The 24,194-nt window shown below is 42.3% G+C and carries 34 protein-coding genes, 1 other RNA gene and 5 pseudogenes; 22 read left to right on the forward strand and 18 right to left on the reverse strand.

Annotated features, from left to right (window positions below; genetic code table 11):
* Window positions 1-7 precede the first annotated feature (7 nt).
* The 10 genes and pseudogenes from MKP07_RS02900 to mnhG all read left to right on the forward strand — a co-directional run bounded on the left by MKP07_RS02900 (window position 8) and on the right by mnhG (window position 5,310).
* Window positions 8-913 (forward strand): proton-conducting transporter transmembrane domain-containing protein, encoded by a 906-nt coding sequence (locus MKP07_RS02900; protein ID WP_240844928.1) that lies wholly within the window; start codon window positions 8-10, stop codon window positions 911-913.
* Window positions 895-1,572, forward strand: coding sequence for a hydrogenase subunit MbhD domain-containing protein (locus MKP07_RS02905; RefSeq protein ID WP_240844929.1), 678 nt, complete (start codon window positions 895-897; stop codon window positions 1,570-1,572). Before MKP07_RS02900 ends, MKP07_RS02905 begins: the two co-directional genes overlap by 19 nt.
* A gap of 32 nt (window positions 1,573-1,604) precedes the next feature.
* Entirely contained in the window at window positions 1,605-1,862 is a 258-nt protein-coding gene (mbhE, locus tag MKP07_RS02910) for a hydrogen gas-evolving membrane-bound hydrogenase subunit E (RefSeq protein WP_240844930.1), read from the forward strand.
* Window position 1,863: 1 nt separating this feature from the next.
* Window positions 1,864-2,277, forward strand: coding sequence for a Na+/H+ antiporter subunit B (locus MKP07_RS02915; protein WP_240844931.1), 414 nt, complete (start codon window positions 1,864-1,866; stop codon window positions 2,275-2,277).
* A gap of 1 nt (window position 2,278) precedes the next feature.
* Window positions 2,279-2,635 (forward strand): Na+/H+ antiporter subunit C, encoded by a 357-nt coding sequence (locus tag MKP07_RS02920; protein ID WP_240844932.1) that lies wholly within the window; start codon window positions 2,279-2,281, stop codon window positions 2,633-2,635.
* A gap of 437 nt (window positions 2,636-3,072) precedes the next feature.
* A pseudogene (locus MKP07_RS02925) lies at window positions 3,073-3,863 on the forward strand (complex I subunit 5 family protein).
* A 38-nt stretch (window positions 3,864-3,901) separates the two neighbouring features.
* The gene (locus MKP07_RS02930) at window positions 3,902-4,132 is read left to right on the forward strand and encodes a hypothetical protein (RefSeq protein ID WP_240844933.1); all 231 of its coding nucleotides are present in this window, start codon (window positions 3,902-3,904) and stop codon (window positions 4,130-4,132) included.
* An 11-nt stretch (window positions 4,133-4,143) separates the two neighbouring features.
* Entirely contained in the window at window positions 4,144-4,620 is a 477-nt protein-coding gene (locus MKP07_RS02935; protein WP_240844934.1) for a Na+/H+ antiporter subunit E, read from the forward strand.
* Complete coding sequence (locus MKP07_RS02940; protein ID WP_240844935.1) at window positions 4,617-4,889, forward strand: monovalent cation/H+ antiporter complex subunit F; 273 nt, start codon at window positions 4,617-4,619, stop codon at window positions 4,887-4,889. The genes MKP07_RS02935 and MKP07_RS02940 overlap by 4 nt, the downstream gene beginning before the upstream one ends.
* Window positions 4,882-5,310 carry a monovalent cation/H(+) antiporter subunit G gene (gene mnhG, locus MKP07_RS02945; protein WP_240844936.1) on the forward strand — a complete coding sequence of 143 codons (429 nt, stop codon included), beginning with the start codon at window positions 4,882-4,884 and terminating at the stop codon, window positions 5,308-5,310. Before MKP07_RS02940 ends, mnhG begins: the two co-directional genes overlap by 8 nt.
* 32 nt (window positions 5,311-5,342) lie before the next feature.
* On the opposite strand, the gene MKP07_RS02950 is transcribed toward mnhG, so the two are convergent.
* The 7 genes from MKP07_RS02950 to MKP07_RS02975 all read right to left on the reverse strand — a co-directional run bounded on the left by MKP07_RS02950 (window position 5,343) and on the right by MKP07_RS02975 (window position 8,441).
* Window positions 5,343-5,723 carry a DoxX family protein gene (locus MKP07_RS02950; protein WP_262919125.1) on the reverse strand — a complete coding sequence of 127 codons (381 nt, stop codon included), beginning with the start codon at window positions 5,721-5,723 and terminating at the stop codon, window positions 5,343-5,345.
* A 66-nt stretch (window positions 5,724-5,789) separates the two neighbouring features.
* Window positions 5,790-6,359 carry a dihydrofolate reductase family protein gene (locus MKP07_RS02955; RefSeq protein ID WP_240844938.1) on the reverse strand — a complete coding sequence of 190 codons (570 nt, stop codon included), beginning with the start codon at window positions 6,357-6,359 and terminating at the stop codon, window positions 5,790-5,792.
* On the reverse strand, window positions 6,356-6,772 hold the full coding sequence (locus tag MKP07_RS02960) for an SRPBCC domain-containing protein (RefSeq protein ID WP_240844939.1): 417 nt from the start codon (window positions 6,770-6,772) through the stop codon (window positions 6,356-6,358). Before MKP07_RS02960 ends, MKP07_RS02955 begins: the two co-directional genes overlap by 4 nt.
* A 2-nt stretch (window positions 6,773-6,774) precedes the next feature.
* Window positions 6,775-7,164 (reverse strand): VOC family protein, encoded by a 390-nt coding sequence (locus MKP07_RS02965; protein WP_240844940.1) that lies wholly within the window; start codon window positions 7,162-7,164, stop codon window positions 6,775-6,777.
* A gap of 17 nt (window positions 7,165-7,181) precedes the next feature.
* Window positions 7,182-7,451, reverse strand: a complete 270-nt coding sequence (locus MKP07_RS02970; protein WP_240844941.1) for a DinB family protein — start codon at window positions 7,449-7,451, stop codon at window positions 7,182-7,184.
* Between the two features lie 107 nt (window positions 7,452-7,558).
* The gene (locus MKP07_RS37545; protein ID WP_262919126.1) at window positions 7,559-7,687 is read right to left on the reverse strand and encodes a hypothetical protein; all 129 of its coding nucleotides are present in this window, start codon (window positions 7,685-7,687) and stop codon (window positions 7,559-7,561) included.
* A gap of 169 nt (window positions 7,688-7,856) precedes the next feature.
* Entirely contained in the window at window positions 7,857-8,441 is a 585-nt protein-coding gene (locus MKP07_RS02975; protein WP_240844942.1) for a Crp/Fnr family transcriptional regulator, read from the reverse strand.
* A 140-nt stretch (window positions 8,442-8,581) separates the two neighbouring features.
* Here MKP07_RS02975 and MKP07_RS02980 point away from each other — a divergent pair, with 140 nt between their 5' ends.
* The 6 genes and pseudogenes from MKP07_RS02980 (at window position 8,582) to MKP07_RS03005 (ending at window position 13,691) form a co-directional block, all read left to right on the forward strand.
* Window positions 8,582-9,112 (forward strand): Fic family protein, encoded by a 531-nt coding sequence (locus MKP07_RS02980; RefSeq protein WP_240844943.1) that lies wholly within the window; start codon window positions 8,582-8,584, stop codon window positions 9,110-9,112.
* The gene (locus tag MKP07_RS42020) at window positions 9,109-9,279 is read left to right on the forward strand and encodes a Fic family protein (protein ID WP_394803528.1); all 171 of its coding nucleotides are present in this window, start codon (window positions 9,109-9,111) and stop codon (window positions 9,277-9,279) included. Before MKP07_RS02980 ends, MKP07_RS42020 begins: the two co-directional genes overlap by 4 nt.
* A gap of 47 nt (window positions 9,280-9,326) precedes the next feature.
* On the forward strand, window positions 9,327-9,671 hold the full coding sequence (locus tag MKP07_RS02985; protein ID WP_240844944.1) for a hypothetical protein: 345 nt from the start codon (window positions 9,327-9,329) through the stop codon (window positions 9,669-9,671).
* Between the two features lie 341 nt (window positions 9,672-10,012).
* Window positions 10,013-12,020 (forward strand): annotated as a pseudogene (gene ispG / locus MKP07_RS02990) ((E)-4-hydroxy-3-methylbut-2-enyl-diphosphate synthase).
* 396 nt (window positions 12,021-12,416) lie between these two features.
* Window positions 12,417-13,036 (forward strand): annotated as a pseudogene (locus MKP07_RS03000) (lysoplasmalogenase).
* Window positions 13,037-13,052: 16 nt separating this feature from the next.
* The gene (locus tag MKP07_RS03005) at window positions 13,053-13,691 is read left to right on the forward strand and encodes a class I SAM-dependent methyltransferase (RefSeq protein WP_240844946.1); all 639 of its coding nucleotides are present in this window, start codon (window positions 13,053-13,055) and stop codon (window positions 13,689-13,691) included.
* Here the strand turns inward: MKP07_RS03005 and MKP07_RS03010 are convergent.
* The 11 genes and pseudogenes from MKP07_RS03010 to MKP07_RS03060 all read right to left on the reverse strand — a co-directional run bounded on the left by MKP07_RS03010 (window position 13,681) and on the right by MKP07_RS03060 (window position 20,082).
* The gene (locus MKP07_RS03010; RefSeq protein ID WP_240844947.1) at window positions 13,681-14,121 is read right to left on the reverse strand and encodes a hypothetical protein; all 441 of its coding nucleotides are present in this window, start codon (window positions 14,119-14,121) and stop codon (window positions 13,681-13,683) included. The genes MKP07_RS03005 and MKP07_RS03010 overlap by 11 nt on opposite strands.
* Window positions 14,122-14,131: 10 nt before the next feature.
* On the reverse strand, window positions 14,132-14,608 hold the full coding sequence (locus MKP07_RS03015) for a hypothetical protein (RefSeq protein ID WP_240844948.1): 477 nt from the start codon (window positions 14,606-14,608) through the stop codon (window positions 14,132-14,134).
* Between the two features lie 47 nt (window positions 14,609-14,655).
* Window positions 14,656-14,979 (reverse strand): cupin domain-containing protein, encoded by a 324-nt coding sequence (locus MKP07_RS03020; RefSeq protein ID WP_240844949.1) that lies wholly within the window; start codon window positions 14,977-14,979, stop codon window positions 14,656-14,658.
* Between the two features lie 277 nt (window positions 14,980-15,256).
* A complete protein-coding gene (locus MKP07_RS42025) occupies window positions 15,257-15,658 on the reverse strand; it encodes an RCC1 domain-containing protein (RefSeq protein WP_394803618.1) in 402 nt (133 codons plus the stop codon).
* Window positions 15,562-16,233, reverse strand: a complete 672-nt coding sequence (locus MKP07_RS03030) for an RCC1 domain-containing protein (protein WP_240844951.1) — start codon at window positions 16,231-16,233, stop codon at window positions 15,562-15,564. The genes MKP07_RS42025 and MKP07_RS03030 overlap by 97 nt, the downstream gene beginning before the upstream one ends.
* The gene (locus MKP07_RS03035) at window positions 16,227-17,003 is read right to left on the reverse strand and encodes a PL29 family lyase N-terminal domain-containing protein (RefSeq protein WP_240844952.1); all 777 of its coding nucleotides are present in this window, start codon (window positions 17,001-17,003) and stop codon (window positions 16,227-16,229) included. Before MKP07_RS03035 ends, MKP07_RS03030 begins: the two co-directional genes overlap by 7 nt.
* A 188-nt stretch (window positions 17,004-17,191) precedes the next feature.
* A complete protein-coding gene (locus MKP07_RS42030) occupies window positions 17,192-17,458 on the reverse strand; it encodes a helix-turn-helix domain-containing protein (RefSeq protein WP_394803619.1) in 267 nt (88 codons plus the stop codon).
* 204 nt (window positions 17,459-17,662) lie between these two features.
* A pseudogene (locus MKP07_RS03045) lies at window positions 17,663-18,702 on the reverse strand (ATP-binding protein); the annotation flags it as partial.
* On the reverse strand, window positions 18,699-19,058 hold the full coding sequence (locus MKP07_RS03050) for a hypothetical protein (protein ID WP_240844955.1): 360 nt from the start codon (window positions 19,056-19,058) through the stop codon (window positions 18,699-18,701). The pseudogene MKP07_RS03045 and the gene MKP07_RS03050, both read right to left, overlap by 4 nt.
* Window positions 19,052-19,843: a hypothetical protein gene (locus tag MKP07_RS03055; protein WP_240844956.1), complete on the reverse strand. Its 792-nt coding sequence runs from the start codon at window positions 19,841-19,843 to the stop codon at window positions 19,052-19,054. The genes MKP07_RS03050 and MKP07_RS03055 overlap by 7 nt, the downstream gene beginning before the upstream one ends.
* Complete coding sequence (locus MKP07_RS03060; protein ID WP_240844957.1) at window positions 19,816-20,082, reverse strand: hypothetical protein; 267 nt, start codon at window positions 20,080-20,082, stop codon at window positions 19,816-19,818. The genes MKP07_RS03055 and MKP07_RS03060 overlap by 28 nt, the downstream gene beginning before the upstream one ends.
* A 367-nt stretch (window positions 20,083-20,449) precedes the next feature.
* Between MKP07_RS03060 and nadB the strand changes: the two genes are divergently transcribed.
* The 6 genes and pseudogenes from nadB to MKP07_RS03085 all read left to right on the forward strand — a co-directional run bounded on the left by nadB (window position 20,450) and on the right by MKP07_RS03085 (window position 24,164).
* Window positions 20,450-21,973 carry an L-aspartate oxidase gene (nadB, locus tag MKP07_RS03065; RefSeq protein WP_240844958.1) on the forward strand — a complete coding sequence of 508 codons (1,524 nt, stop codon included), beginning with the start codon at window positions 20,450-20,452 and terminating at the stop codon, window positions 21,971-21,973.
* Window positions 21,974-22,100: 127 nt separating this feature from the next.
* Window positions 22,101-22,301 (forward strand): annotated as a pseudogene (locus MKP07_RS37550) (LpxL/LpxP family acyltransferase); the annotation flags it as partial.
* A 131-nt stretch (window positions 22,302-22,432) separates the two neighbouring features.
* A complete protein-coding gene (locus tag MKP07_RS37555) occupies window positions 22,433-22,978 on the forward strand; it encodes a lysophospholipid acyltransferase family protein (RefSeq protein WP_262919572.1) in 546 nt (181 codons plus the stop codon).
* Between the two features lie 19 nt (window positions 22,979-22,997).
* Window positions 22,998-23,096: signal recognition particle sRNA small type (ffs, locus tag MKP07_RS03075), an RNA gene on the forward strand.
* A gap of 160 nt (window positions 23,097-23,256) precedes the next feature.
* Entirely contained in the window at window positions 23,257-23,910 is a 654-nt protein-coding gene (fsa, locus tag MKP07_RS03080) for a fructose-6-phosphate aldolase (RefSeq protein WP_240844959.1), read from the forward strand.
* Between the two features lie 98 nt (window positions 23,911-24,008).
* A complete protein-coding gene (locus MKP07_RS03085; protein WP_240844960.1) occupies window positions 24,009-24,164 on the forward strand; it encodes a hypothetical protein in 156 nt (51 codons plus the stop codon).
* Window positions 24,165-24,194: the final 30 nt, after the last annotated feature.

Genomic DNA, 24,194 nt, shown 5'->3' on the forward strand with positions numbered 1-24,194 from the left:
CAGCGAGTTGAGCTCCCGCAAAAGCGCACTTACAGCGCTCTCAGTTACGGGTATGGGTGGTTTTTTTCTTTTAGCAGGTATTATATTGTTAGGAAATGTAGCAGGCACTTATTCCATATCTGAGCTGATACATGCGCGCGATACGATCATCCATCATGCACAATATCCATTGATACTGGTATTATTTTTCATGGGGGCTTTTACCAAGTCGGCGCAGTTTCCCTTTCATTTCTGGCTACCAGGTGCGATGAAAGCACCCACCCCCGTGTCAGCCTACCTGCACTCTGCCACGATGGTTAAAGCCGGTATTTACCTGTTGGCAAGATTTGATCCTGTATTAGGTAATACGCCTATGTGGAGTTACCCGCTCATGATCGTTGGCGGCTTTACCATGTTATTTGCTGCCGTTCACTCTCTGTTACGTGTAGACTTAAAAAGTATACTGGCCTACTCTACTATTTCGGCATTAGGCATTTTAACCTTTCTCATTGGCCTGGGCACCAGGGATGCGGTAATTGCTGCCAGCGTTTTCATCCTCGTGCATGCCCTGTACAAAGCTGCCTTATTTCTCGTTACCGGCATCATTGATCATGAAGCGCATACAAGGGACATTACCCGTTTATCGGGCCTTCGTAAAGTCTTGCTACCAGTAGCTATTGCCGGCTTTCTGGCCGCTTTATCCAGCGCTGGTGTGCCTTTAACCTTTGGATTTATTGGTAAAGACCTTATTTACGAAGCAACACTTCATGCAGGCTCTTCCCTGATGCTGGTGCTTACCGTATTAGCTGTCATTACTAATATTTGCCTGGTAGCGGCAGGTTTTATGGCGGGCATCAAGCCATTTACAGGTTCCCTGCCTTCATCATTTCAAAAATACACCTTCCTTATACTTCTATGTGGTTACCACCATTGATACTGGCTGTATTAGGTGTGGTGTTTGGTTTGATGCCGCATTATATTGGAGAAGTTTTTTCCTTACGCGCTGCCAACACCATGTTTGGAGCTGATACGCAACTCAATTTAAAAATATGGCATGGCTTTAACACCGTGCTGTTCTTAAGCCTGCTAACATTAGCGGCGGGTACAGCACTTTACTTTTTCAACAAGCCGAGCCATGCAAAAAGCAATGCGGTGCATCGTTTTAAAGTGTTGGCCCCTGAATTCCTGACGGAACGCTTCACGGCAGGGATCTTTAAATTTTCTGATTGGTATACCAGTACTTTTCATAACGGTTATCTACGCTCCTATCATTTAAAGATCATTCTTTTTACGGAAGCTTTATTGGCTTACAAGCTCTGGTTAAGCGGCCCCATAGATATCAATTTTTATAACCTGGCCATGTTGAGCGTATATGAAGTGGCCATTGTAGCTATCCTGATCGGGGCGTTGATCATCATGATTACCACCCGAACCAGGCTTACAGCCGTAGTGGCCATGAGTGTTATTGGTTATTGTATTTGCCTGATGTTTGTTTTTTACAGCGCGCCCGACCTCGCCATGACCCAGTTTACTATTGATACGCTCACCACCGTACTCTTTGTACTGGTATTGTACAAATTACCACCATTTTAAACCTCGGTACCCGAAAAGAACGTTACCGGGACATGGCCGTTGCATTAGGTTTTGGGCTTATTCTTTGTATGGTGGCATTACAGGTGCATCACGAACCTATTGAAACCGCTACCAGTGATTTTTATGGATCAAAGGCCTACCTGGAAGCGAAAGGAAAAAATGTAGTAAATGTGATACTGGTAGACTTCAGAGGTATTGATACTTTATTTGAAACAGTGGTGTTGAGCATTGCAGCAATTGGCGTATACAATTTATTAAGGCTGCGCTTAAAACCATCAGAAAAAGAATAATATGAGAAGTAGCATCTTACAAACAGCAACGCGTTACCTGCTTCCTATACTATTATTATTCTCGGTTTTCCTGTTGTTAAGAGGCCACTATTATCCCGGTGGCGGGTTTGTAGGAGGACTGGTAGCATCCATCGCATTTGTATTGCACAGTTTTGCGAACGGTACAGATGCAACGATGACATTATTAGGCAGAAAGCCCCTATCCCTGATCCCAATGGGATTGGGTATTGCAGCGCTTAGTGTGATGGCGCCTATGCTATGGGGCCTGCCTCCTATGACAGGACTCTGGCTGGAAGGAAAATTCCCCATTATAGGGTCCTTCGGTTCAGCCTTGTTTTTTGACCTGGGAGTATACCTGGTAGTAGTGGGCGTGGTTTTAACTATTTTATTTACGATATCGCTAACAGACGATTAATATGGAGTTACTACTGATATTGGTGATTGGATTATTATATGCAGGCGGAGTATATATGATACTGCGGCGAAGCATGGTAAAGCTTTTATTGGGTATTATGCTATTAGGCAGCGCCACCAACATACTCATATTTGTATTGGGAGCCATTGTGAAAGGTAAACCGCCAATTATAGATAGTTCCGCTGATGTAATGGACAGATCGTATGCCGACCCTGTTCCGCAGGCGTTGATACTAACGGCCATTGTGATCAGCTTCGCCCTCACGGCTTTTGCTATCGTACTATTAAAGCGTGTATACGCGTTGGTTGAAACAGATGATTTAGATAACCTAAACACTCCGGAGGAAGAAGATATATGATGGGGAATTTTATTTTAGCTCCGGTTTTTATTCATCTGCTCATCGCCATCTTTCAATTGATCGCATGGCGCAAAACAGTTACACAGCGTATTTTATCGGTGGGCGGCGCCCTGGGTGCATTAGTTGCTGCCAGCTTATTGTTCAGGAAGGTTTATCTGCATGGCACTTTTACGGTAAATGCATCCAACTGGGAAGCTCCATTCGCCATCGTTTTTGTAGCCGATCTTTTAGGGGTCACCATGGTATTGCTTACGTCTATTGCCGCTTTTGCCGTATCTATTTTCTCAGCAACAGGCCTCAGCCGGCAAAGAATGCTGTATGGCTATTTCCCGATATTTCATTTCCTGGTAATGGGCTTAAACGGGGCCTTTTTAACCGGTGATATTTTCAACTTATACGTATGGTTTGAGGTGATCATTATTTCGTCCTTCGTACTGATGACATTGGGCGGACGAAAGACCCAGCTGGAAGGTGCGTTAAAGTACATGTCGATGAATATACTGGCCTCTATGTTTTTCTTAACGGGCATTGGTATATTATACGGCATGACAGGCTCTCTCAATATGGCCGATCTGGCTATTAAAATGCACGACGTTCAGAACCGCTCCCTGGTAGGTATTACCTCCGTTTTTTTCATTCTCGGGTTTGGTATTAAATCGGCAGTATTCCCTTTATATTTCTGGCTACCGTCTTCCTACCACACGCCTCCTTCGGCAGTGGCAGCCACATTCGGCGGACTTCTTACCAAAGTAGGTATTTACGCCATTCTTCGCGTAAACAGTCTCATATTTATCCCTGATAACTTTACCCGAAACCTGTTGATGGTTATTGCCGTACTCACCATATTGACCGGCACTTTTGGCGCGCTCAACAAAACGAGTATACGCAGATTATTCTCTTATTTAATTGTATGCCATATAGGCTTTATGGTGGGTGGTATTGCTATGTTCAGTAAGCTGGCGCTGATGGGAACACTTTTTACCTGGTGCACGACATCATAGTAAAAACCAACCTGTTCCTTATTTCAGGCGTCATCATGCAGCTTCGGGGCGTGGTTACGATGGAAAAACTGGGAGGACTTTATAAAGAATATCCGAAGATATCTTTACTAATAGCCATCGTACTATTGTCATTGGTAGGCATACCGCCATTATCAGGGTTTTGGCCCAAGGTGTATTTATTCAGGGAGGCATTTAACCAGCATCAGTATTTTTTGTTGCCGCTTTAATTATAGGGAGCCTGGCCACCCTTTACGTAATTGCTAAAATGTGGGCAGAAGTGTTTTGGAAGGAAGTGCCCGCAGATGTGGTAGTTGACAACAAATTCGAACCGATGCCGTTTTTAAGGAAAGTATTGCTGCTTGCCCCTGTTGGGATACTCGGTATTGTATCCGTTTATATAGGGCTGAACGCAGAAGTGATTATACAGGTGGTAGACAGGATTGCCGAAGAGTTGCTGGACACCAGTTCTTATGTAAATGCAGTTTTTAAAAATTAAAACAGGAAATTATGATTAAGAATTTTCTGATGAACCTCCTGCTCTCTTTTTTATGGGTAGCGCTTACAGGTTCTCTTTCTTATTCCGGTTTTGCTTTTGGTTTTATACTCGGCTTTTTTGTGCTCTGGATCATGAACAAAAATGAGGAAGAGCAGCGATACTTTTACCGGGTACCGAAAATATTCAGCTTCGTTTTTTATTTTCTCTACCAGATGATCAAAGCCAATATTGAAGTGGCTTATGATGTAATTACACCCAAATACTTTTTCAGGCCAGGTGTTGTTCGTTATCCTTTAAGCGCCAGATCCGACTTCGAGATCAATGCACTTTCTACGCTGATTTCGTTAACACCTGGTACGCTTATACTGGATGTTAGCGAAGACAAAAAAGCATTATATATACATGCCATGTATCTTAAAAGTCCGGAGCAATTTGTAAAGCAGTTAAAAGAAGGCATGGAAAAAAGACTATTAGAAATTATACGATGACATTAGCCAACTATTTTGATTTCGTTATTCTGCCTATACTCACTCTTTCGGTGGTATTGGTTTTTGTCCGGCTGTTTAAAGGGCCGGCAATCGTAGACCGTGTTATTGCCTTAGACCTGATCATTACTATTGGTATCGGCATTATTACGGTTTACAGTATCAGGCAAAATCAAAAGATATTACTGGATGTAGCCATCATATTGGCGCTGATTGCATTTTTGGGCACCATTGCCTTTTCTTATTACATAGAAAAACAAAAAGATGATTAATATAATTTTAGCTGTACTCAGCACCCTGGGCGCACTGGCTATCTTATTCGCCTCTATCGGTATTTTAAGAATGCCCGATTTTTACCTGCGGTTATCGGTTACGGTAAAAGCTTCCAGCCTCGGCGTAGGTCTTTTACTGATCTGTGCAGCCATTATGTTCCCCGGCGACGCTTCGGTAACCACAAAAGCTATCGCTATTATCTTCTTCCTTATCATTACAGCGCCCATTGCAGCACACATGATTGGCCGCACTGCCTATTTTATAGGTACACCTTTATGGAAGGGCACGGTGGTTGACGAACTGGACGGCATGTACAATAAAGAAACCCATGAACTGCAAAGCGATCCCCGTCAGGCTGTTGATAAATCAACCTCACCGCTTGATGACCAGATAGCCGATACTGAAGATGAAACGAAGTAATTGGAGTTTGCTATTATAAAAAATGGTAAGTATTAGCTTACCATTAATTGATATTTTTTCCAGTTATCACCAATCATCCAAAGATTGATCAAAAACAGAACACCGGATATAGCCAATCCAGTTGGGTCGCCATTATAAAAAGTTGCATTATGACAGATGATGCCAACCATTACCGGCAGTATCATAATTGCACCCAAAGCTCTCGTTCTCGGAAAAACAATCAATATTCCAGCCACCAGCTCAATAAGGCCTGTTAGAGGTGTTAGCCAACTCAATGTGCCAAAAGCTTCAAAAACGGGCTTCATGTCGGGCGTCATTTCCGGCATGGGCATGTAATGTAGAAATTTATCTAACCCTGCATTGATAAACATCAGTGCAAAAAGCACGAAAAAAATTGTTTTTACAATTTTCATTTTAGTTTGATTTTAAGGTGATATTAACGTGTGTTTAGAGCGCTTATTCGTAAAGCTAAAACTTTTCTATTTTTCTGCGAGATATTTTAAAGCGATTTCCCCGTTAGCAAACCTCCGGGTTTCGATGAGCGTAAGCCTTCGTTGACAAAAACCGCTTTTAAAAAGAGGAATACCTTCTCCGAAAAGAACCGGGTTTACAAAGACCCAGTACACATCAATGAGGTTGCCCTCCATCAATTGGTTCCCTATATCGGGGCTGCCAAAAATAACTATCTCGCTGCCTTTGCAGCTTTTAACCTTCCGTACATATTGAGACAGGTTATCATCAACAAAAGACAGGTTGCCCTCACAAGGCTGCGATGGGCTTCGCGTGGCTATTATTTTATTGGCAGCATTATACCAACCGGCATACTTTTTCTCGGCATACGTTGCTCCGGGCTGATCGCCTGCTTCAGGCCAGAACGAGTGCAATAATTCATGCGTAACTCTTCCGGATAAAATAGTATCCGCCTCCTTACATATTTCGGCAACGAAATCCAGGTTATCTTCACCTGATTCAAAACCATCCAGCGCCCCGGCTTTATTAGCTACGTACCCATCTAATGAAATATGGGCGATCCAAATAATTTTCCTCATTGTTGTTCTACATAATTTTTAAACCTATTCAGCACCGATTGGCAAAATTGTTTTTGTATTTCGATAGCTATTCCTGGTGCCGGTTCAAACCGCTCCCTTACGATGGTATTATCATCTATCTGCTGAAACTCTACCAACGCCTTTCGTCCATCGTTTAATGTATAAGCAATTATTTCAAAAGGAACTACCTGTTTATAGATTCCGGCATGTTCAAACCCTTCGCTGCCGTCCTTTCGCTCCATTTTAAATCTAAAGCCAGCGCCTGCTGCCAGTTCATTATCCACCTCCGGGCAATGCCACTCATCAAAAGGAATATTCCATTGCCTAATATGCTCCGCCTCCGTCCAATATTCCCACACATTACTTACCGGACGGCCTATTAAAACCCATGCTATTAAACTTTCTGTATCCATTGCTACTTCATTGAGTGAAGACCAATAGTATTTCCTTCGGTATCCTGCGCGATAGAGCAGAAGCCATATTCACCGATAGACATTTTAGCCTGAGTTACTTTACCACCGGCAGCTTCAACCCGGCTTTCTTCTACCGCACAATCTTCACATCCAAAATATATAGTAACATTACTACCCCCGGCTTTCATCCCCTCCATTTTTACCAGGGTACCGGATGCACCGAAACCTTCCATATTTCCCGGGAAGGAACGCATGTCCATTGATTGATCTGTAGGGTCAGACATTTGGTCCAGCTTTACATCGAATACGGCTTCATAGAACTGAGTGGCACGATTCATATCATCCACATAAATTTCAAACCAGACTACCGGATTTCCTTTTTTGTTTTCCATGACTTATATTTTAAGGTTTATTGTGTATTTGCTAAACGGTCCTCAATATTCCTGATCTGGTTCAGATGCCGTTGCGTATGAACCTGCACAAACCGCAACCATTCATACCGGGTCAGGTACCCCATAAAAGGGAACTCCATACCCAGGCATAGCTGAGACAAATCTTTTTCAGCACTTATCGTCATAAGAGTTGCTTTATTGGCCGACAGCTTTTTCAGCAGATCTTCTTTTTGATGGGGTGGCAAATTTGGGGTGACGGCCTCCGCCGCCTTTGACTTTTGCTCCATATCCAGGAAGATGCTTTTCAGCGTCTCTTCATTTTCGTTGTAGGGCCGCCCTGCTTCTTTTACATCACTATCAGGGATACCCCTGCTACAGATCGCAATATGCTCCGCTACCTGGCAATCGTCCAGCTATCTTCAAAAGGCAGTTTATTAAAAACCTCTTCAGGTACTTCACCAATAGTTTGAATCACATCATCAAAGACTGTACTGATCTCCTGGCTTAGTTGTGCTGTTTCCATATTTGATTATTTTGGGGTTCAATCGTTACTCAAAAATAGGATCAGATACAGGTGCAGGTGCTTGTCATTTGGCAAGTAATACAACAGGCACTCCTTAAAAAGAAATACTTGCCAAATGGCAAGTAGACAGGGTGACAAGTAATTGATAGATGGACTTGGGACTACTTCTTTATCCGGCAGGATAGGTAGCCACTTCTTTCCTGATCCGGCTTAAGGAAGTATCGGTAACACCCAGGTAAGAAGCAATTTGCTTTAATGGTACATTCTGTATGATCTGTGGTTTGGCATTCAGCAATTTTAAATAGCGATTGGTAGCTGTTTCCTGCACCATATCGAGCGATCGCTGTTTAATAGCAAATAATTGGCTGGTAAACCAAAGACGCCCCCAATCTACATAGGCAGGTATCCTACTAAACAGCGCCTGGAAAACATCAAACTCAATCTTCAGCATAACACAATCGGTAACGGTTTGTATGTTTTCAGGAGAAGGAATGCGTTGAAACAAAGAAGCAGTAGAAATCACGATCTCTCCTTCGGTAAAAAATTCGGTGCTGATCTCATCATTGTTGTAATCAAATACATAAGCCCGGGCTACTCCTTCCTGCAATACATAATATTCGTTAGCTACTTTTCCTTCCCGCAAAAGAAGGGTACCTTTTGGTACTTCCATTAACTCATGCGCATCAGCGATTTGTTGAAAATCGGCTGCTGACAAAAGGGGGTGGTGGTAAACCGCTTTTAAAATCTGGTGCATAAAAATTAATCTAAAATAATCAAAATACCTAACGCCCGTTGCAGCAAATGCAGTTTTTTAAACCTCAAACCGTACAAGTTACTTATCGTTCCTCAGATTATCTATTTTTGTCTTTAGTTAATACCTCAAAATTGTTCATTATGTCAATTCTGGATAACATCGACAAGCTATATAAAGAATTAGTCAATTTATCGCCTTTATCGAAGGCGCAACAAAGAAAGTTAGACGAGAAATTCAGGCTTGAATTTAATTATAATTCTAATCACCTAGAAGGAAATACCTTGACTTATGGCGAAACAAAGCTTTTGCTGATCTTTGGAGAAACAAACGGGAGCCATGAGTTTAGAGAATATGAGGAGATGAAAGCTCATGATGTTGCTTATGAGCTTATAAAAGAATGGGCTAATCAAGCCGAACACGACCTTCTTGAAAAAGATATCAAAAACCTTAATGAGATTATTTTAGTACAACCTTTTTGGAAAGAAGCAATTACTGAAGATGGGCAAACTACTCGTCGCCAAATTCAAATCGGGAATTACAAAGAACAGCCTAATTCCGTTAGGCTGGCCAACGGAGAAATATTTGAATATACAAGTCCTTTAGATACGCCGATAGCCATGCAGGAACTGATGGATTGGTACAATACAGAGAAAAAAATTTACATCCGTTGACTTTAGCCGCAATGCTTCACTATAAATTCGTACGAATTCATCCTTTTGATGACGGAAATGGGAGATTGGCCAGGCTTTTACTGAATTATGTATTGCTGAAAAATGGCTACACACCGGTTGTTATTAAATCGGATGATAAAAAAATTATCTGCAAGCTTTACACTTAGCTGATGTTGGAGAATACGAGGCATTTGTTAATTATATAGGAGAACAATTGTTATGGTCTTTAGATTTAGCTGTTAGAGCCGCAAACGGTGAAAAAATTGACGAGCAAGACGATATCAACAAATCCATTTTCTTATTTAAGAAAGAACTAAAAATTAAAAATTCCAGTATTGAAAAGAAAACTTATGATAATGTTGTCAATATTCTAGCAAATTCGGGAGTAGAATTATTTGAAAGAATAAAAAAAACGCTGTACAATTTCAACGAGCTTTTTCATGATGTAGAAGTCGGTACACATTTACTCAAGAAACTCAGCCAGATTATGACATTGATAAAAGGTCCGGTGGACTTACTCTTTACAATACTACAACCACAAAGCTCATTGACTTTTTAGATAAAGGACAATATCAGTTAAAGACCTTCGGCATTGAGTACCATTGGAAAGGATATAAACCATCGACACCTGCGTTTGAAATCGGCGTATTTACTTTTTCAGGTTTGATGAATACTCATATACTATTGAAAATATAACCTCTTGGAACAAACGGGAACGTTATGTCGAAAATCATTATGATAGTATTATTTCTGAAAATGACATTCAATTTATCATAACCGATATAGCTCAAGATATAATGAGAGAAATAAAACAAAGAAGTTTTATAGATTAGAAATTTTATAAATAGCACCTTCGTTTCGACTTCCATCCTTTCGACCATTCAATCTTATCTTTGCAGTATGGAATTATTTGCGGAATCATTAACTCAATATAAAAGACTGTTAACCAAAGAAGAAAAAATAGGAGACCTGCTTCTGGGCAATAACCATCCTATAAGGGTGCAAACCATGACCACCACAGATACGATGGATACGATTGCCACGGTAGAACAGACGATCCGTTGTATTGAGGCAGGTGCTGAACTGGTAAGAATTACTGCGCCTTCAAAAAAGAGGCGGAGAACCTGCTGAACATCAAAAACGAACTGAAGAAAAGAGGTTATAACACGCCCTTGGTTGCCGACATACATTTTACCCCCAATGCGGCTGAAGTGGCGGCGCGTATTATTGAAAAAGTAAGGGTAAACCCCGGCAACTATGTTGATAAAAAGAAGTTTGAGCAGATAGAATATACTGATGCGGAATACGCCGAAGAAATAGACCGTATCCGCGAACGCTTTACACCATTGGTGAAGATCTGTAAAGAATATGGCACGGCCATGCGTATAGGAACTAACCATGGCAGTTTGAGCGACCGCATCATGAGCCGGTACGGTGATACTCCCATTGGTATGGTGGAAAGCGCTATGGAGTTTTTACGTATAGCCCGGAACGAAAGCTACCACCAGATTATTCTAAGCATGAAAGCAAGTAACCCGCAGGTGATGGTACAGGCGTATCGCTTGTTGATCAAAACCATGCAGGATGAGTTTGGCGAAATATATCCTTTACACCTGGGTGTTACCGAAGCAGGCGACGGAGAAGAAGGTCGCATTAAATCAGCGGTAGGTATTGGCACTTTAATGGAGGACGGTATTGGAGATACCATCCGTGTTTCGCTTACCGAAGACCCTGAGCTGGAAATACCGGTTTGTAGGGATATTGTAAAGCGGTATGAAAATAGGGTTGACCAGTTGGCCAGTTTAAAGGTTGAAAAGGATAGTACCAATGACCAACCTATCAACCTTTCAACTTACAACCCTTTCAATTTCAAAAGGCACCAAACCATTGCTGTTAATAATATTGGCGGAGGCCAGGTACCCGTGGTAATTGCGGATCTTAGCAAAACAGGCAACATAGCACCTGCTTCGTTAAAAGGTATTGGCTACACGTACAACGAGGCAGATGATAAATGGAATATAGCAGATGCTGCAGCTGACTATGTCTATATTAATAAACCCAATATTGGTTTTGCTGTACCTGGCACATTAAAAATAATTACTCCTTATCAAAACTGGCTGATTGCAACTGATAAGGCCAAGTACTTTCCCATTTATGGCGCAGAAGAGTTCCTCGCACTAGAGCCGGCAGAAAGTGATATTCATTTTGTGATGATCGATTGCCCGCTGGAGGAACACTACCTGAAACAGGTTACGCAAAAACCCAATGTGGTTTTGTGCCTGAGCAGTACACAAAAAATGCGATGCAAACCGTAAGGGCTGCCTGTGTAAAATTGCAGCAGGAACGTATTACAGCACCTATTGTATTTATAACAGACAGCAATTGGAATACTGCAGATGAGCACCTGATCCACTATGCTACAGAGACAGGGGCATTGTTCCTGGATGGCTTTGGTGATGGTATTTGCCTGGGCATGACGAAAAATGCCTATACCCAGGCGGCTACATTAAACGCATCCGGAAGAAATTATCTTAATAATCAATCTCCCGAGCAGTTCGTCAATAACACCGCTTTCAGCATATTGCAGGCAACGCGTATGCGTATTTCCAAAACAGAATATATTTCATGCCCTTCCTGCGGCCGCACTCTATTCGATCTGCAGGAAACGACTACCAAAATCCGGTCGGTAACCAACCATCTCAAAGGCGTTAAAATAGCTATTATGGGATGTATTGTAAATGGTCCGGGTGAAATGGCAGATGCTGATTTTGGGTATGTGGGAAGTGGACCGGGTAAAATTACGCTCTATAGAGGCAAGGAAGTAGTGAAAAGAAATGTTAACAGTGAGGTTGCGGTAGATGAGCTGATTAATCTTTTAAAAGAAAACGAAGCCTGGGTAGAACCTTAGTGGATCAATGGCACTATTACCACGGAAACCAGCATTTCTCCTCTATTTCAAAGAAGGAAAAAACGCATTCATTGACGATAACGGTAGGTTCATCGAAAAAACACACCAACATTTTCCTGACTGAGCATTTTTTCTAAAATTTGCACATCGATGTTAAGAAAATAACCAGTTGGTAAACACTTACCGTTGCTGACAAGAAATAAGTAAATCTTAACCACCAACCTTATCTTACAAAACAGGCTATTCTTCAAGGATAGCCTGTTTTGCTTTCAACAATACAAGTTTTTTTGTTCTGGTTGCTATGATACACTGCTTATCTTTAGCATGCCATTTTGCAATACATATATGAAACCTGCTTACATTTTTATCATAGTTGTAGCCTGCTATTTTCTGGGGATGATACTTAGGCAAGATGCTATACAGCTTATATTCAAGCCACTGCTGGTAAGCTCGCTGCTTTTCTATTTTGTAGTAAACACTAAGCAGGTAAAATCGACCTTAAAGAAGTGGACAATAAGTGCATTGATATTTTCTGTAGCCGGCGATACGCTCTTAATGTTTGCCAATGTCAAAGAGTTGTTTTTCATGCTGGGACTTTGTGCCTTCCTGGTAGCCCATCTTTTTACATCTATACATTTCACCAAATACGCACGCATAACGATATTACGGGCAAATGGTATGTGGCGATCATTGTAGCTATTTATTATTTCCTGATCATCAATTTCCTGCTCCCCTACCTGGGTGGTTTAAAATACCCCGTAATTGTTTATGGCTTAGTGATCAGCTTTATGCTGCTGGTAGCCATGCATCTTTACGACCTTGAAGACAATCTTACTGCACGCTATCTCTTAACCGGCGCTATTCTTTTTGTAGTATCCGACTCCATTTTAGCGATCAATAAATTCTATCAGCCCTACCCCTGGGGCGCATGGGCGATCATGGTCACGTATGTAGTGGCGCAATGGTTATTGGTAAAAGGTCTTACCCGGTATATTAATAATACTACTGCGGTTTAAGCCGCATCTTTGCATCATGTCATTACCCCAAAAGCTGGAAACCTATTTTTTAAATGATAAGTGCATAGAAATCTATGTGCCGGAGGAGCGAGCGATACAGCAGCTGTATCGCAACAATAAACAGGATGCTTACTGGGCTAAAGTATGGCCTGCATCAGTTGGACTTTGTCTTTTCCTGGAGCAATACCCTCATCTCATCCGCGATAAAAAGATACTCGAACTGGCAGCCGGGCTGGGATTATCGGGATTACATGCCGCACCTCTGGCGCAACATGTAACTATTACTGACAGAGAACCACTTGCCGAAGTTTTTGTAAAACAGTCTGCATTGCGGCTCGGGTTGAAAAATGTAACAACCAAAACCCTGGACTGGAAGGATGCTGCCCAAGAACCCCTTCCCCAGGTTGTGTTGTTAAGCGATGTAAACTATGAACCACCAGTGTTTAATGTCCTACAGAAAATAATAGATCACTTTATTACCAACAGGGCAACTGTTATTATAAGTACTCCACAACGTTTAGTTGCTAAACAATTTATAGAGACTTTACTACCATATAAAATGCTGCATTGGAATGAAACGATTTTACTTAATAAAGCGGAAACGGCTGTGAGTGTATTCGTGTTAAATCGTGTGGAGCAAGATATTAATCAATAATAACCGGTTTTGTGTGGTCGTATACGTTAATAGCTACTACATCGCTACCAGACACTGCTTTAATCGTAAAATTCTCCTCCCATCCCCTGTTGGTGAGGTTTATTTCTTTCAATGTCCATAAACCGCTCTTATCCGTGGTTAGGTTAAACACCTGGTTCATACCTTTCAATGGACCAGCTCCTTTTAATAGTTTTTCGCCTTTATACATTTTTGCGAAATAAGTACTGGTAACATAGAGCTTAACCTGACTACCCGGCTTTGCTTTACCATATATTTTAATATACCCTCTTACTTTTTGATTGCTCCTGGGGTAAATAATGGAAACAGTTGAGTTTGCTGCCTGGTAAACGGGCCGTTCTCCATTTGAATAGGCGGCATTAAATGTAGGGCTATTGACCATAAAAAAGGCTATGGCGATGTAGATGTTCATGATTGATCATTTATTTAGTAGCGGATTCTTTTAATTCGCAAGCGGCAATCCAGAAGTTGTTTACAACCTGGGTAACAGCATTGGCATCTTTATATTTGTTTTTAGATATAAGCAGTTTGTTGTAACCTATGTCTATAAACCTTTCCCATGCGCCAATGAAATAAATCGTTCTTTGAGTGATAATAGGTGGACAAGGAGGTTGACGGCAAACGATATCCTGCTTTCGAGTTACTGATTGCGGTATTATTTTATATTGATTCAATAATTTCTTATTGCGGTAATGGCTTAATCCATTCTTCCTGTCAACTTTAATCACATCGCCTTTTTTAAAAGGCAGTAGGCTATTCGTTACATCGCCTATAACAAAAGTTTTCTCCTCCCAAAACGGATCTCCCGGCTTTTTGACTATTATATCAGCATGCCTATTTTGCGCAGCAATGTGAATGTTAAGTAACCATACTAGCAGTACCGGAAAAAGTGTTTTCATACAAGATATATTTCAATTAAAATACAGGACACGATCACCTTTGGATTCTACCATCCGTCAGGAACGATATCTTCGGGTATACTTCCATGTTCACTGATATAACTGAAAAAAGCTTCAACTTTTTTGGGTGCCGGTTGAAATATAGTGATCAGGCAACCCGGATTATCGTCCATCGGGTTGGTAACGGTATGCATGGTCCCTCTTGGAATAAAAGCTGTATCACCCGCCTTTACCAGGTGATCTTCTCCATCGATCTGCACCATAAACGATCCCGATACGACGTAGATAATTTCGTCTTCGTATGCGTGTACATGGGGCGGTGGCCCGCCTTTCATTTTAAATAACCTGGGTGTAGATGTTTGGATAAACAAATGTCCATCTGTATCTGCCGAAGAAATTTTGCAATGTAGAAAGGCATCTTTGGGCGCTGCAGGCCTGCCGTTATACCTACTTTCGCCCCCTCTTACAACAAATCCCTTTTTTAGCTGCCGTCCGCTTATCGCTTCTTCCCGCTTATACTTCGACTTACCCCAAAAAAGACAAAGCAGGCATGATCATCAGGGCAGATCTGATAAAGTTCTTTCTTTGCATCTTACGAAAGTTTAGATTAACTGTTGTAACTACTCGCTGATTTTTTTACCACCATTATTACTCAAAATCCGGAATAAGTGTAAACGCAGTTCTGTATTCTGCATCTCCTAGTCCTAATTGTCCGTAGCGGTTAGAGCCGGTAGTATACATTTTGCCATTTGTTTTCAAAATTACCGAATGCAGGTACCCACATCCTACCGCTTTTACACTACCCGTTACAGGTTCAGGCACCAACCTTGCTTCGGTGCCGGCAAGTCCTAACGGCCCAACAATGTTGGCGCCGGCAGCAAACAAACCTCCATGAGTTTTTACTATTAGAGAATGCCATTCTCCTGCAGCTGCTGCAATTACATCGCCAGTAACTAATACAGGGTTTTTCTGATTGATGGTGTTCCCAATGCCCAGTTGTCCAAAGTCATTTTTACCGGTTCCATATAAAGTACCGTCGTTTTTAATAATGAGTGAATGAAAAGAGCGGCTGCAATGGCTTTTACATTGTCTGTAACTAAAACCAGTGTTTTTTGATTCTCTGTATTGCCAATACCCAATTGTCCCACATCATTTCTGCCGGTAGCATAAAGCTTTCCGTCATTTTTCAACACCAGGGAGTGGCCTTCTCCCAAAGCCATTGATTTCACATTGTCTGTAACCGGACCTAATTTATATTGAGTAGGATTGTTACCCATTCCCAATTGACCAAAGTCGTTTCTGCCACAAGCATATAGTTTTCCGTCCGTTTTTAAAACATAAGAGTACCCCTGGCCAGCTTGTACATCTTTTACGTCTGTGGTAACCAATACGGGTATACTCTGATGAATGGCATTACCAATACCTAGCTCTCCATCAAAATTTTGCCCTGTTGTATACAGCCTGCCATCCTTTCTAACAATCAGCGTGTGCTCAAAACCAGTTGCAACGGATGCAACATTATCCAGAATAAATCGGGGGCTAATTTCAGTGGCCGGCGTCGTAATGCCTAATTGTCCGCGGTCATTTTCGCCGGTGGCGTATAAATTCCCGTTACTGTTTAACAAAAAGTACTGTTTGCTCCTGCAAAAATCCGCCAGGTTGGAGCCGTTCCGGCTTTAGGCAATGTGTAAGTACCTCCCATGTAGGTGATCACTATGGTTGTATCATTTTCTGTAATACCAAACCCGGTAATACCGCTGGGACCTTGTGGTCCCGCAGGTCCTTGTGGTCCTGTTTGACCCGTTTGACCGTTTGCTCCAACCGCTACAACAGGATTGCCGTTTTTATCTTTTACCGTGCTCCAGCTAATGCCATTGTCATAACTGATCATCCAAAAGTTGGTTTCGGCATTTATCTGTAGCAGCGGCGTAATACCATTTGTGCCGTTTGTGCCATTATTGCCATTGTTACCTGTTACTCTTAGCTTTTGCCCGTTTTGTAGCAAAAATTCGCCTGCCAGTGTCCAGTAAAATTGGTCATCCGTATCCTGCTTTACGCCAATGCGTGGTGCATCTACGCCGTTGGTGCCATTTGTCCCATTAGTTCCGTTCGTACCATTCAGTCCATTTTTTAGTTCAATGGTAGTGCCGTTGCTCATACTTAGCACATAGCCGGTAGGCGTAGCCGCGTAAGAGGTAACGCTTATTTTATTCTGCAAAGCAGTAGTTATACCCTGCAGGCTTTTAATATCCGTATTAATGGTACTGATGCTGGTTTGCAGCTGTGCAATCAGGTCCTTTTGTTTGTCCAATTCGTTGCGAAGCGCATCAATGTCTTTTTTCTGGCAGGCAGTGAAAGCCCATAGCAGAAGCGTAAAGCCAATTATCTTTTTCATTTCATTTTTATTTTCCTGTTGTTAAAGGAGATATATCCATTACATTCAATCAGGATCAAAACTAATTGGGGAAACAAAAAAGGCATTTGCTATTGTTGCAAATACCTTTGAAATTATTCAACCTAAAATGTTGATAATTAAATCATTTGATTTTGTTGCAGACGCATTTGCATTTGTTGCAGCGGTATTTATCCCTGCTTTCCAACCTCGCTGGGAGGGTAACCAAAATGCTTTGCAAAGCTGGTTGAGAAATTAGCAGGGTTACCATAACCTACCATATAACCCACTTCGGCCACCGTGCCAATATTCTTCTGTAAGAGTTCGTGCGCCTGCTGCATACGCACAGAACGGATGAGTTCGCCGGGCGTTTGGCCAATAATGCCTTTTAACTTACGATGTAGTTGGGTGCGGCTTAACCCCACTTCACGGCCTAACTCTTCAGCGCCAAACTGCACATCGTCTAACCGGCTCTGAATGGATTCTTTTACCCGGGTGAGAAAGCTTTGTTCTATGGAGGGTAATGCTGCTGCACTGGTTAGCCACCCATTGTTTTTGCCGAATTTCTCTTTTAAAACCCTCCTGTTTTCAATTAAGTTTTCAATTAATGCCAGCAATTCGGCTTTATCAAATGGTTTGGCCAGGTAGGCATCGGCGCCTGTTTTAATGCCCTGTATTTTGCTATCCTGGTCGGTTTTGGCGGTTAGCATAATAACCGGTATATGGCTGGTACGTTCATCTTTTTTAACGTGTCGCACAACTCGTACCCATTTTTGGCGGGCATCATTAAATCAGTGATCGCCAGGGTTGGAATCATTTCTAATGCAATAGCAATTCCCTCAACGCCATCTTTTGCAGTTAACACCTGGTAACTATCACTTAAAGAAAGTTCAATAAATTGTCGCAGCTGTTCGTTGTCTTCAGCAATCAATATAGTTTCTTTATGATCTCCTTCATGTTCAGCCATTGGAGCCGCAGGCTCTGTAACCAGGTAGCTCTGTTCCTTATCTCCGGCTGCCGGGGTAATTGCCTCCGCATTTTCTTTTGCAGGTTGATAGGGTAGTATTACCGTAAAAGTGGTACCGATATCTTCTGCACTTTCTACTTCTATAGCACCACCTAGCAAGGTCGTCAATTCTTTAACCAGCGCAAGGCCGATACCGGCGCCTTCGCGGGTGCGGGTGTCAGATGCATCTGCCTGGTAAAAGCGGTCGAAAATGTAAGGTTGCTTTTCTTTTGAAATACCAATGCCATTGTCTTTTACCTTTATCAGAAGTTGTTCGTCTTTTTTGTGAAGTGAAACCACTACTGCACCATTTGTATGAATGAATTTAAGTGCGTTCGACACCAGGTTCTGAACAATTTTCTCCAGCTTATCCATATCAGCTTCTACCCAAAGCTGATCCATATCCGAGGCAAATTTCAGCTTGATATAATTATGTTCGGCCAGGGACCCAAATTGCTGCACGTGCATACGCAGCCATTTCACCATATCAATGTTCCGATACCTGATATCCATTTGTCCGTTTTCAATGCGGCTGAGGTCCAGTAGTTGATTGATCAGCTGCAAGAGCCGTTCGCTATTCTGCAAAATGTAGCCGGCGTATTGTTTTGCAGTAGCCGCATCGGGATGCTGCAGTAATTCTTTGGCCGGGTTAATAATCAGCGTTAGCGGGGTTTTAAACTCATGCGTAAGGTTCACAAAAAACGGGATTTAGCCGCATCCATCGCTCTCAGTTTTTCTGATTGCTCCCGTACCTGTGCCGTTCTCTCCAGCACCGTCTTTTCCAGTTGCTCTGCCTGCTCCGAAATCAGCTTATTCTTCTCTTGCTCTTTTGCGATGTTTTCTGCGGCCAAACGGTCATTTTCTTTGAGCTGAGCAGCCAGTTTGCGATTGGTAGAAGCTATATCCATTGCCATATAAATGGAGAAAACAACCGGCATGAGCAGGTTACCCCATCCGAAAAAGATCATTACCTGGTTCAACGTAAACCAGTTCAACTGGTTAGAACCAATAAATATCCCCATCAATATAAACAGTATCATTCCTGCTACCAATAACCATAGTTTTTTATTGCCCTGCGTATGGAGCGGAGCAGCACCAGTAAAACATCTGTAAAAAATATCAGCATAAAAATATTCTGATACCATTTCTGAAATAAATCAAAAGCAGGAATGGTCCATGCACGGTACCAGTCAATAATTGCCCATACCGCTACAGGTACAGAAAGCAATAGCATAATGATGGTTTTGCGTCGCGGTATAAACCCATAACCGGCATAGTACAACAGGAGCAAACCAAAACTAAAATTGAGTGTTACAAAACCCATAAATACCCGGCTGTAAAAAACCTGGGTTAAGGGGTCAGTAGTTACAATAGTTTCGTAACGGGCATATAAACCCAATGCCACCACACCTACAAATAATATATAGTAAAGATTTATTTTCTGACGGGGATAGAAGATGAACAATAGAAGGTGTAACACAATAAGGATACAGGCCGCAGCAACGCTCATTAAAAGCTGGTCCATCATTCGCTGATGGTCTTTTTGCCGGCTGTTCATGATATGTAAATCCTGCAACTGAGCCTGAAAACCGTAAAAGTTAGGATAAGGCCCGGTGTAATTACTATAACGAATAGCGAGAAGATGGGGTAAAGTATCAGTAATGGCCATCGGTATAGTTAGATATGGCTGCCGGGAAGCAGTCATCGTTTGCGCCGATAAGCCCACTTTACCCAAAGCTCCCACCCGCTTACCATCCAAATACACTTCAGACGCGCCGTCCTGGTTAATGAACATACCCCAGGTATTCGTTAAAGAGTCGCTCGCTTTTTTAGCCAAATACGAAACCAGCCAACACCGTTCCAACCTTTTGGCAGGGCGGCGTCACTATATTGGTCAGTTCCGAAGGCAGTATTGCCCACCACCTGCCAGCTACTATCCAGGAATAGTGGATCGGCCCATTTCGGGTTATCGCCCGGGGCAAAACGAAAAGAAACTTTTTGCAGCGATTGTGGTTTCTTCGGATCTGTTAGCATAACAACATCGGCCTGTCCATAAATGTCGAAAGCCCTGCACATTAATACTAGAACAAAAAACAGGGGAACAAGTATTTTATGTTTAACCAGGACTCGCATTAGATATTTCGTATTGGATAGCGTTAAAGATATTATTTAAATAGGGAATATTATATAATTCAACCCCACCAAATGATAACCAGAGCCCTGAATATACGTACATTTGATGTCACATAATCAGGACGTACAAGTGCGAAACACCTGTCCGGGCATTTCATAGGGGCAGGCAATGGAGATGCTACTTGCTTTACTGCCAATAAATTATCTTTACACACATGCAACAAGTAGATTTTTTAGTAATCGGAACAGGAATAGCCGGTCTTACTTATGCTTACAAAATGGCTGAAAAGTATCCCGATAAAAAGTATTGGTGATCACCAAAGCAGCGGCAGACGAAACTAATACGAAGTATGCACAAGGCGGTGTAGCAGTAGTAAACGATTTGGAGAAGGACAGTTTTGAAAAGCATATAGAAGATACATTAATTGCAGGTGATGGATTGTGTAATGAAAAAATAGTAGAGATTGTAGTAAAAGACGGACCCGACCGGGTGCAGGAGTTGATTGACCTGGGAGCTAATTTCGATAAGGAGTCCGACGGAGATTATAAACTGGGCAAAGAAGGTGGCCATAGCGAATTTCGCATTATCCATCATAAAGATATCACCGGCTGGGAAATGGAGCGTGCCCTGCTGGAAGCTGTGGCCCGTTTAAATAATATTGAAATCATAAAGCACTGTTTTGTGGTGGATATAATTACACAGCATCATCTGGGCTACCTCATTACCAAATCCACTCCCGATATTGAATGCTATGGGGTATACGCGCTTAACCTGCATACAAACGAAATAGAAACCATCCTGGCTAAAACCACCTACCTCTCCAGCGGGGGTAACGGCCAGGTATATCGAACCACTACAAACCCCGCTATCGCTACAGGAGATGGCGTAGCTATGGTATACCGCGCTAAAGGCCGTATAGAGAATATGGAATTTATCCAGTTCCATCCCACTGCCTTGTACGAGCCCGGCCTCAGAGGTCAGGCATTTTTGATTACCGAAGCAGTACGTGGTGATGGCGGCATACTACGTAATAAAGAAGGAGAAGCCTTTATGGAACGCTATGACGACCGTAAAGACCTCGCTCCCCGCGATATTGTGGCGCGTGCGATCGACAATGAAATGAAAACAACCGGTACCGAACATGTATGGCTGGATTGCAGGCATTTTGCTACGGAAAAGTTTGTTGAGCATTTCCCCAATATTTACGAGAAATGCAAAAGCGTGGGTATTGATATTTCAAAAGATATGATACCGGTTGCACCTGCGGCTCATTATAGCTGCGGCGGTATTAAGGTAGATGAATGGGGGCAAACCTCCATCAGAAACCTGTACGCGGTAGGCGAATGCAGCAGCACCGGCTTGCACGGCGCTAACAGGCTCGCCAGTAACTCATTGCTGGAAGCCATGGTATTTGCGCACCGCTGCTTTGTGCATGTTTCTCAAAAAGTTGACAACAACGATCTGCCTGAACACCCTACTTTCAAGCTGAATATACCGGCCTGGAATGCCCTGGGTACCAACACGCCGAAAGAGTTGATCTTAATCACCCAAAGCCTGAAAGAAATTCAACAGGTAATGAGCGACTACGTGGGTATTGTTCGCAACAATATAAGGTTGCAAAGGGCCATCAGGCGTATTGACCTGCTTTGGGAAGAAACAGAGCAGCTTTACAAAACCAGCACACTTTCGCCAAATATTCTCGAACTTCGCAATCTGATAACAGTAGGTTATTTAATTGTAAAAGGTTCCAGTTTCCGTAAAGAAAGCCGTGGGCTGAACTACAATACCGACTATCCGCAAAAAGGCGAACTGTTGCAAAATATTGTTTTATAAGTGGAGGAGATAGTAAGTAGTTTATAGCGAGCGGCTATGGGGCAATGGACACTGAGCGATAAGCCGTCCCCTACCCACTATGCGCTATCCCCAATTTACGATTCACCACTCACCATCAACTTTTCTCATGTATTATATCGTTTACGGTTTTCTATATCTCTTCTCTTTATTGCCACTAAGAGTTATTTACTGGATCTCTGATTTCTTTTACTTTATTGTTTATTATATAGTTGGCTATCGCAAAGAAGTGGTAATGCACAACCTGGCGATTGCATTTCCAGAGAAAACGGTTAAAGAAAGAACACGTATCGCTAAAAACTTCTATCACAAATTCATTGATTCGATGATTGAGACGATCAAGCTATTATCGGCTCCCGACTCTTTTTCGAAAAACACTTTACCGGTAACTGGGAGGTATTTAATCAATACTACGCTGAGGGTCGTTCGGTACAACTACACCTGGGACATAATTTTAACTGGGAATGGGGCAATGTTTCCTTACTCATGCATAGCCAGTACAAATTCCTGGGTGTGTACATGCCGCTGGCAAATAAAATTTTCAACCGGATATTTAAGAAAATACGCTCGCGGAGCGGAACTGTTTTACTCAGTGCACATCATATGACACGGGAATTCCTGCCGCACCGAAATACACAATACTGCCTGGGCCTGGTAGCAGATCAAAGTCCCGCAAATTTAGGCAAGGCAGAATGGTTCCATTTTTTTGACCGGAAAACAGCTTTCACCATGGGACCAGCAAAAAATGCTGCCAAAAATAATACGGTTGTAATTTTTGGTTTTATCAGTCGACCAAAAAGAGGCTACTATCATGTAACGTTTTCGGTTGCTGAAGAATTTCCTACAGCAGAAAGTGCCACTACGCTGACATCTGAGTTTGTAAAATACCTTGAATCAGTGATCAAGGCCAATCCGGATATGTGGCTGTGGAGCCACCGGAGGTGGAAACATGAATGGAAAGAAGAATATGGCCCGGTAATTCAATAAAAAAGCACTATATTTGCAGTCGCAGGTCTCATACGGCCAGCTCCTGTTGAAACTCCCCAGGGCCGGAAGGCAGCAAGGATAGATGGTTGAGCGGCGCGATGTGAGTAGCCTGCTTTTTTGTGCCCGTACTTTTCGCTTTAGCTTTATTATACTACTTTAGCTGTCTCTAAGACAATGTTGAACCACGTTCTTTCGATGGGAGATGTTAATGCATCCCTGACAAATGACCGGGCAACACTGACGCTACATATTTATAGCTAAAACAAAAAAATAAAATCATGAAATTTTTTATCGACACCGCAAATCTCGATCAGATCAGGGAAGCGAATGACATGGGTATATTGGATGGCGTTACCACCAATCCTTCCTTAATGGCTAAAGAAGGCATTAAGGGCCATGATGCCGTTATGAAACATTACGTGGATATATGCGAAATCGTAGATGGAGATATAAGTGCAGAAGTGGTGAGCACCGATTTTGAAGGCATTATTGAAGAAGGTAAAAAGCTGGCAGCACTGCATAAGAATATTATTGTAAAAGTGCCCATGATCAAAGAAGGGGTGAAAGCTATTAAATGGTTTACCGACAATGGTATTAAAACCAATTGCACCCTGGTATTCAGCGCAGGCCAGGCCATTCTTGCTGCCAAAGCCGGAGCCAAATACGTATCTCCTTTTATCGGACGTATAGATGATAGCGGTTGGGACGGTGTACAACTGATTGAGCAAATTGCCCATATCTATAATGTACAGGGTTTTAAAACCGAAGTGCTGGCCGCTTCTATTCGCAGCGCTAATCATATTATTCGTTGTGCTGAAGTGGGCGCCGATGTATGTACCTGCCCGCTGGAGCCAATCCTCGCATTATTAAAACATCCGCTCACAGATAATGGCCTGGCTAAATTTTTAGAAGACGCTAAGAAGTTTCAATAAATTATAGATGAACAATTGATGAGTTGGTAAGTTAACCGGGAACAATCCGGGACACTTATCAACTTTTCAGTTTTTCTGCTTTCAATCCATCACAGTAATTGAACATTTCAACCTTTATTGCCAACCGCATTGCATTTAACCGAAGCCGGTCTTTTTCGCGGTTTATCATCAGGCTTTCTATTGTAGCCACAGTAATTAGCGTGGCGGCCATGCTGATTACACTGGCTTTTGCCAATGGCTTTCAGAAAAAGTAAGCGAAAAAGTATTTAGCTTCTGGGGGCATG

The sequence above is a fragment of the Paraniabella hibiscisoli genome (assembly GCF_022512515.1).
GTDB lineage: Bacteria > Bacteroidota > Bacteroidia > Chitinophagales > Chitinophagaceae > Niabella > Niabella hibiscisoli.

Bases quoted from the DNA above. Each gene is read 5' to 3' on its own strand.
- MKP07_RS02905 (WP_240844929.1), top strand. From the start codon at position 895: ATGTGGTTACCACCATTGATACTGGCTGTATTAGGTGTGGTGTTTGGT.
- mbhE (WP_240844930.1), top strand. From the start codon at position 1,605: ATGGCCGTTGCATTAGGTTTTGGGCTTATTCTTTGTATGGTGGCATTA.
- MKP07_RS02915 (WP_240844931.1), top strand. From the start codon at position 1,864: ATGAGAAGTAGCATCTTACAAACAGCAACGCGTTACCTGCTTCCTATA.
- MKP07_RS02920 (WP_240844932.1), top strand. From the start codon at position 2,279: ATGGAGTTACTACTGATATTGGTGATTGGATTATTATATGCAGGCGGA.
- MKP07_RS02930 (WP_240844933.1), top strand. From the start codon at position 3,902: ATGTGGGCAGAAGTGTTTTGGAAGGAAGTGCCCGCAGATGTGGTAGTT.
- MKP07_RS02935 (WP_240844934.1), top strand. From the start codon at position 4,144: ATGATTAAGAATTTTCTGATGAACCTCCTGCTCTCTTTTTTATGGGTA.
- MKP07_RS02940 (WP_240844935.1), top strand. From the start codon at position 4,617: ATGACATTAGCCAACTATTTTGATTTCGTTATTCTGCCTATACTCACT.
- mnhG (WP_240844936.1), top strand. From the start codon at position 4,882: ATGATTAATATAATTTTAGCTGTACTCAGCACCCTGGGCGCACTGGCT.
- MKP07_RS02950 (WP_262919125.1), bottom strand. From the start codon at position 5,723: ATGAAAATTGTAAAAACAATTTTTTTCGTGCTTTTTGCACTGATGTTT.
- MKP07_RS02955 (WP_240844938.1), bottom strand. From the start codon at position 6,359: ATGAGGAAAATTATTTGGATCGCCCATATTTCATTAGATGGGTACGTA.
- MKP07_RS02960 (WP_240844939.1), bottom strand. From the start codon at position 6,772: ATGGATACAGAAAGTTTAATAGCATGGGTTTTAATAGGCCGTCCGGTA.
- MKP07_RS02965 (WP_240844940.1), bottom strand. From the start codon at position 7,164: ATGGAAAACAAAAAAGGAAATCCGGTAGTCTGGTTTGAAATTTATGTG.
- MKP07_RS02970 (WP_240844941.1), bottom strand. From the start codon at position 7,451: ATGGAGCAAAAGTCAAAGGCGGCGGAGGCCGTCACCCCAAATTTGCCA.
- MKP07_RS37545 (WP_262919126.1), bottom strand. From the start codon at position 7,687: ATGGAAACAGCACAACTAAGCCAGGAGATCAGTACAGTCTTTGATGAT.
- MKP07_RS02975 (WP_240844942.1), bottom strand. From the start codon at position 8,441: ATGCACCAGATTTTAAAAGCGGTTTACCACCACCCCCTTTTGTCAGCA.
- MKP07_RS02980 (WP_240844943.1), top strand. From the start codon at position 8,582: ATGTCAATTCTGGATAACATCGACAAGCTATATAAAGAATTAGTCAAT.
- MKP07_RS03005 (WP_240844946.1), top strand. From the start codon at position 13,053: ATGTCATTACCCCAAAAGCTGGAAACCTATTTTTTAAATGATAAGTGC.
- MKP07_RS03010 (WP_240844947.1), bottom strand. From the start codon at position 14,121: ATGAACATCTACATCGCCATAGCCTTTTTTATGGTCAATAGCCCTACA.
- MKP07_RS03015 (WP_240844948.1), bottom strand. From the start codon at position 14,608: ATGAAAACACTTTTTCCGGTACTGCTAGTATGGTTACTTAACATTCAC.
- MKP07_RS03035 (WP_240844952.1), bottom strand. From the start codon at position 17,003: ATGAAAAAGATAATTGGCTTTACGCTTCTGCTATGGGCTTTCACTGCC.
- MKP07_RS03060 (WP_240844957.1), bottom strand. From the start codon at position 20,082: ATGTGCAGGGCTTTCGACATTTATGGACAGGCCGATGTTGTTATGCTA.
- fsa (WP_240844959.1), top strand. From the start codon at position 23,257: ATGAAATTTTTTATCGACACCGCAAATCTCGATCAGATCAGGGAAGCG.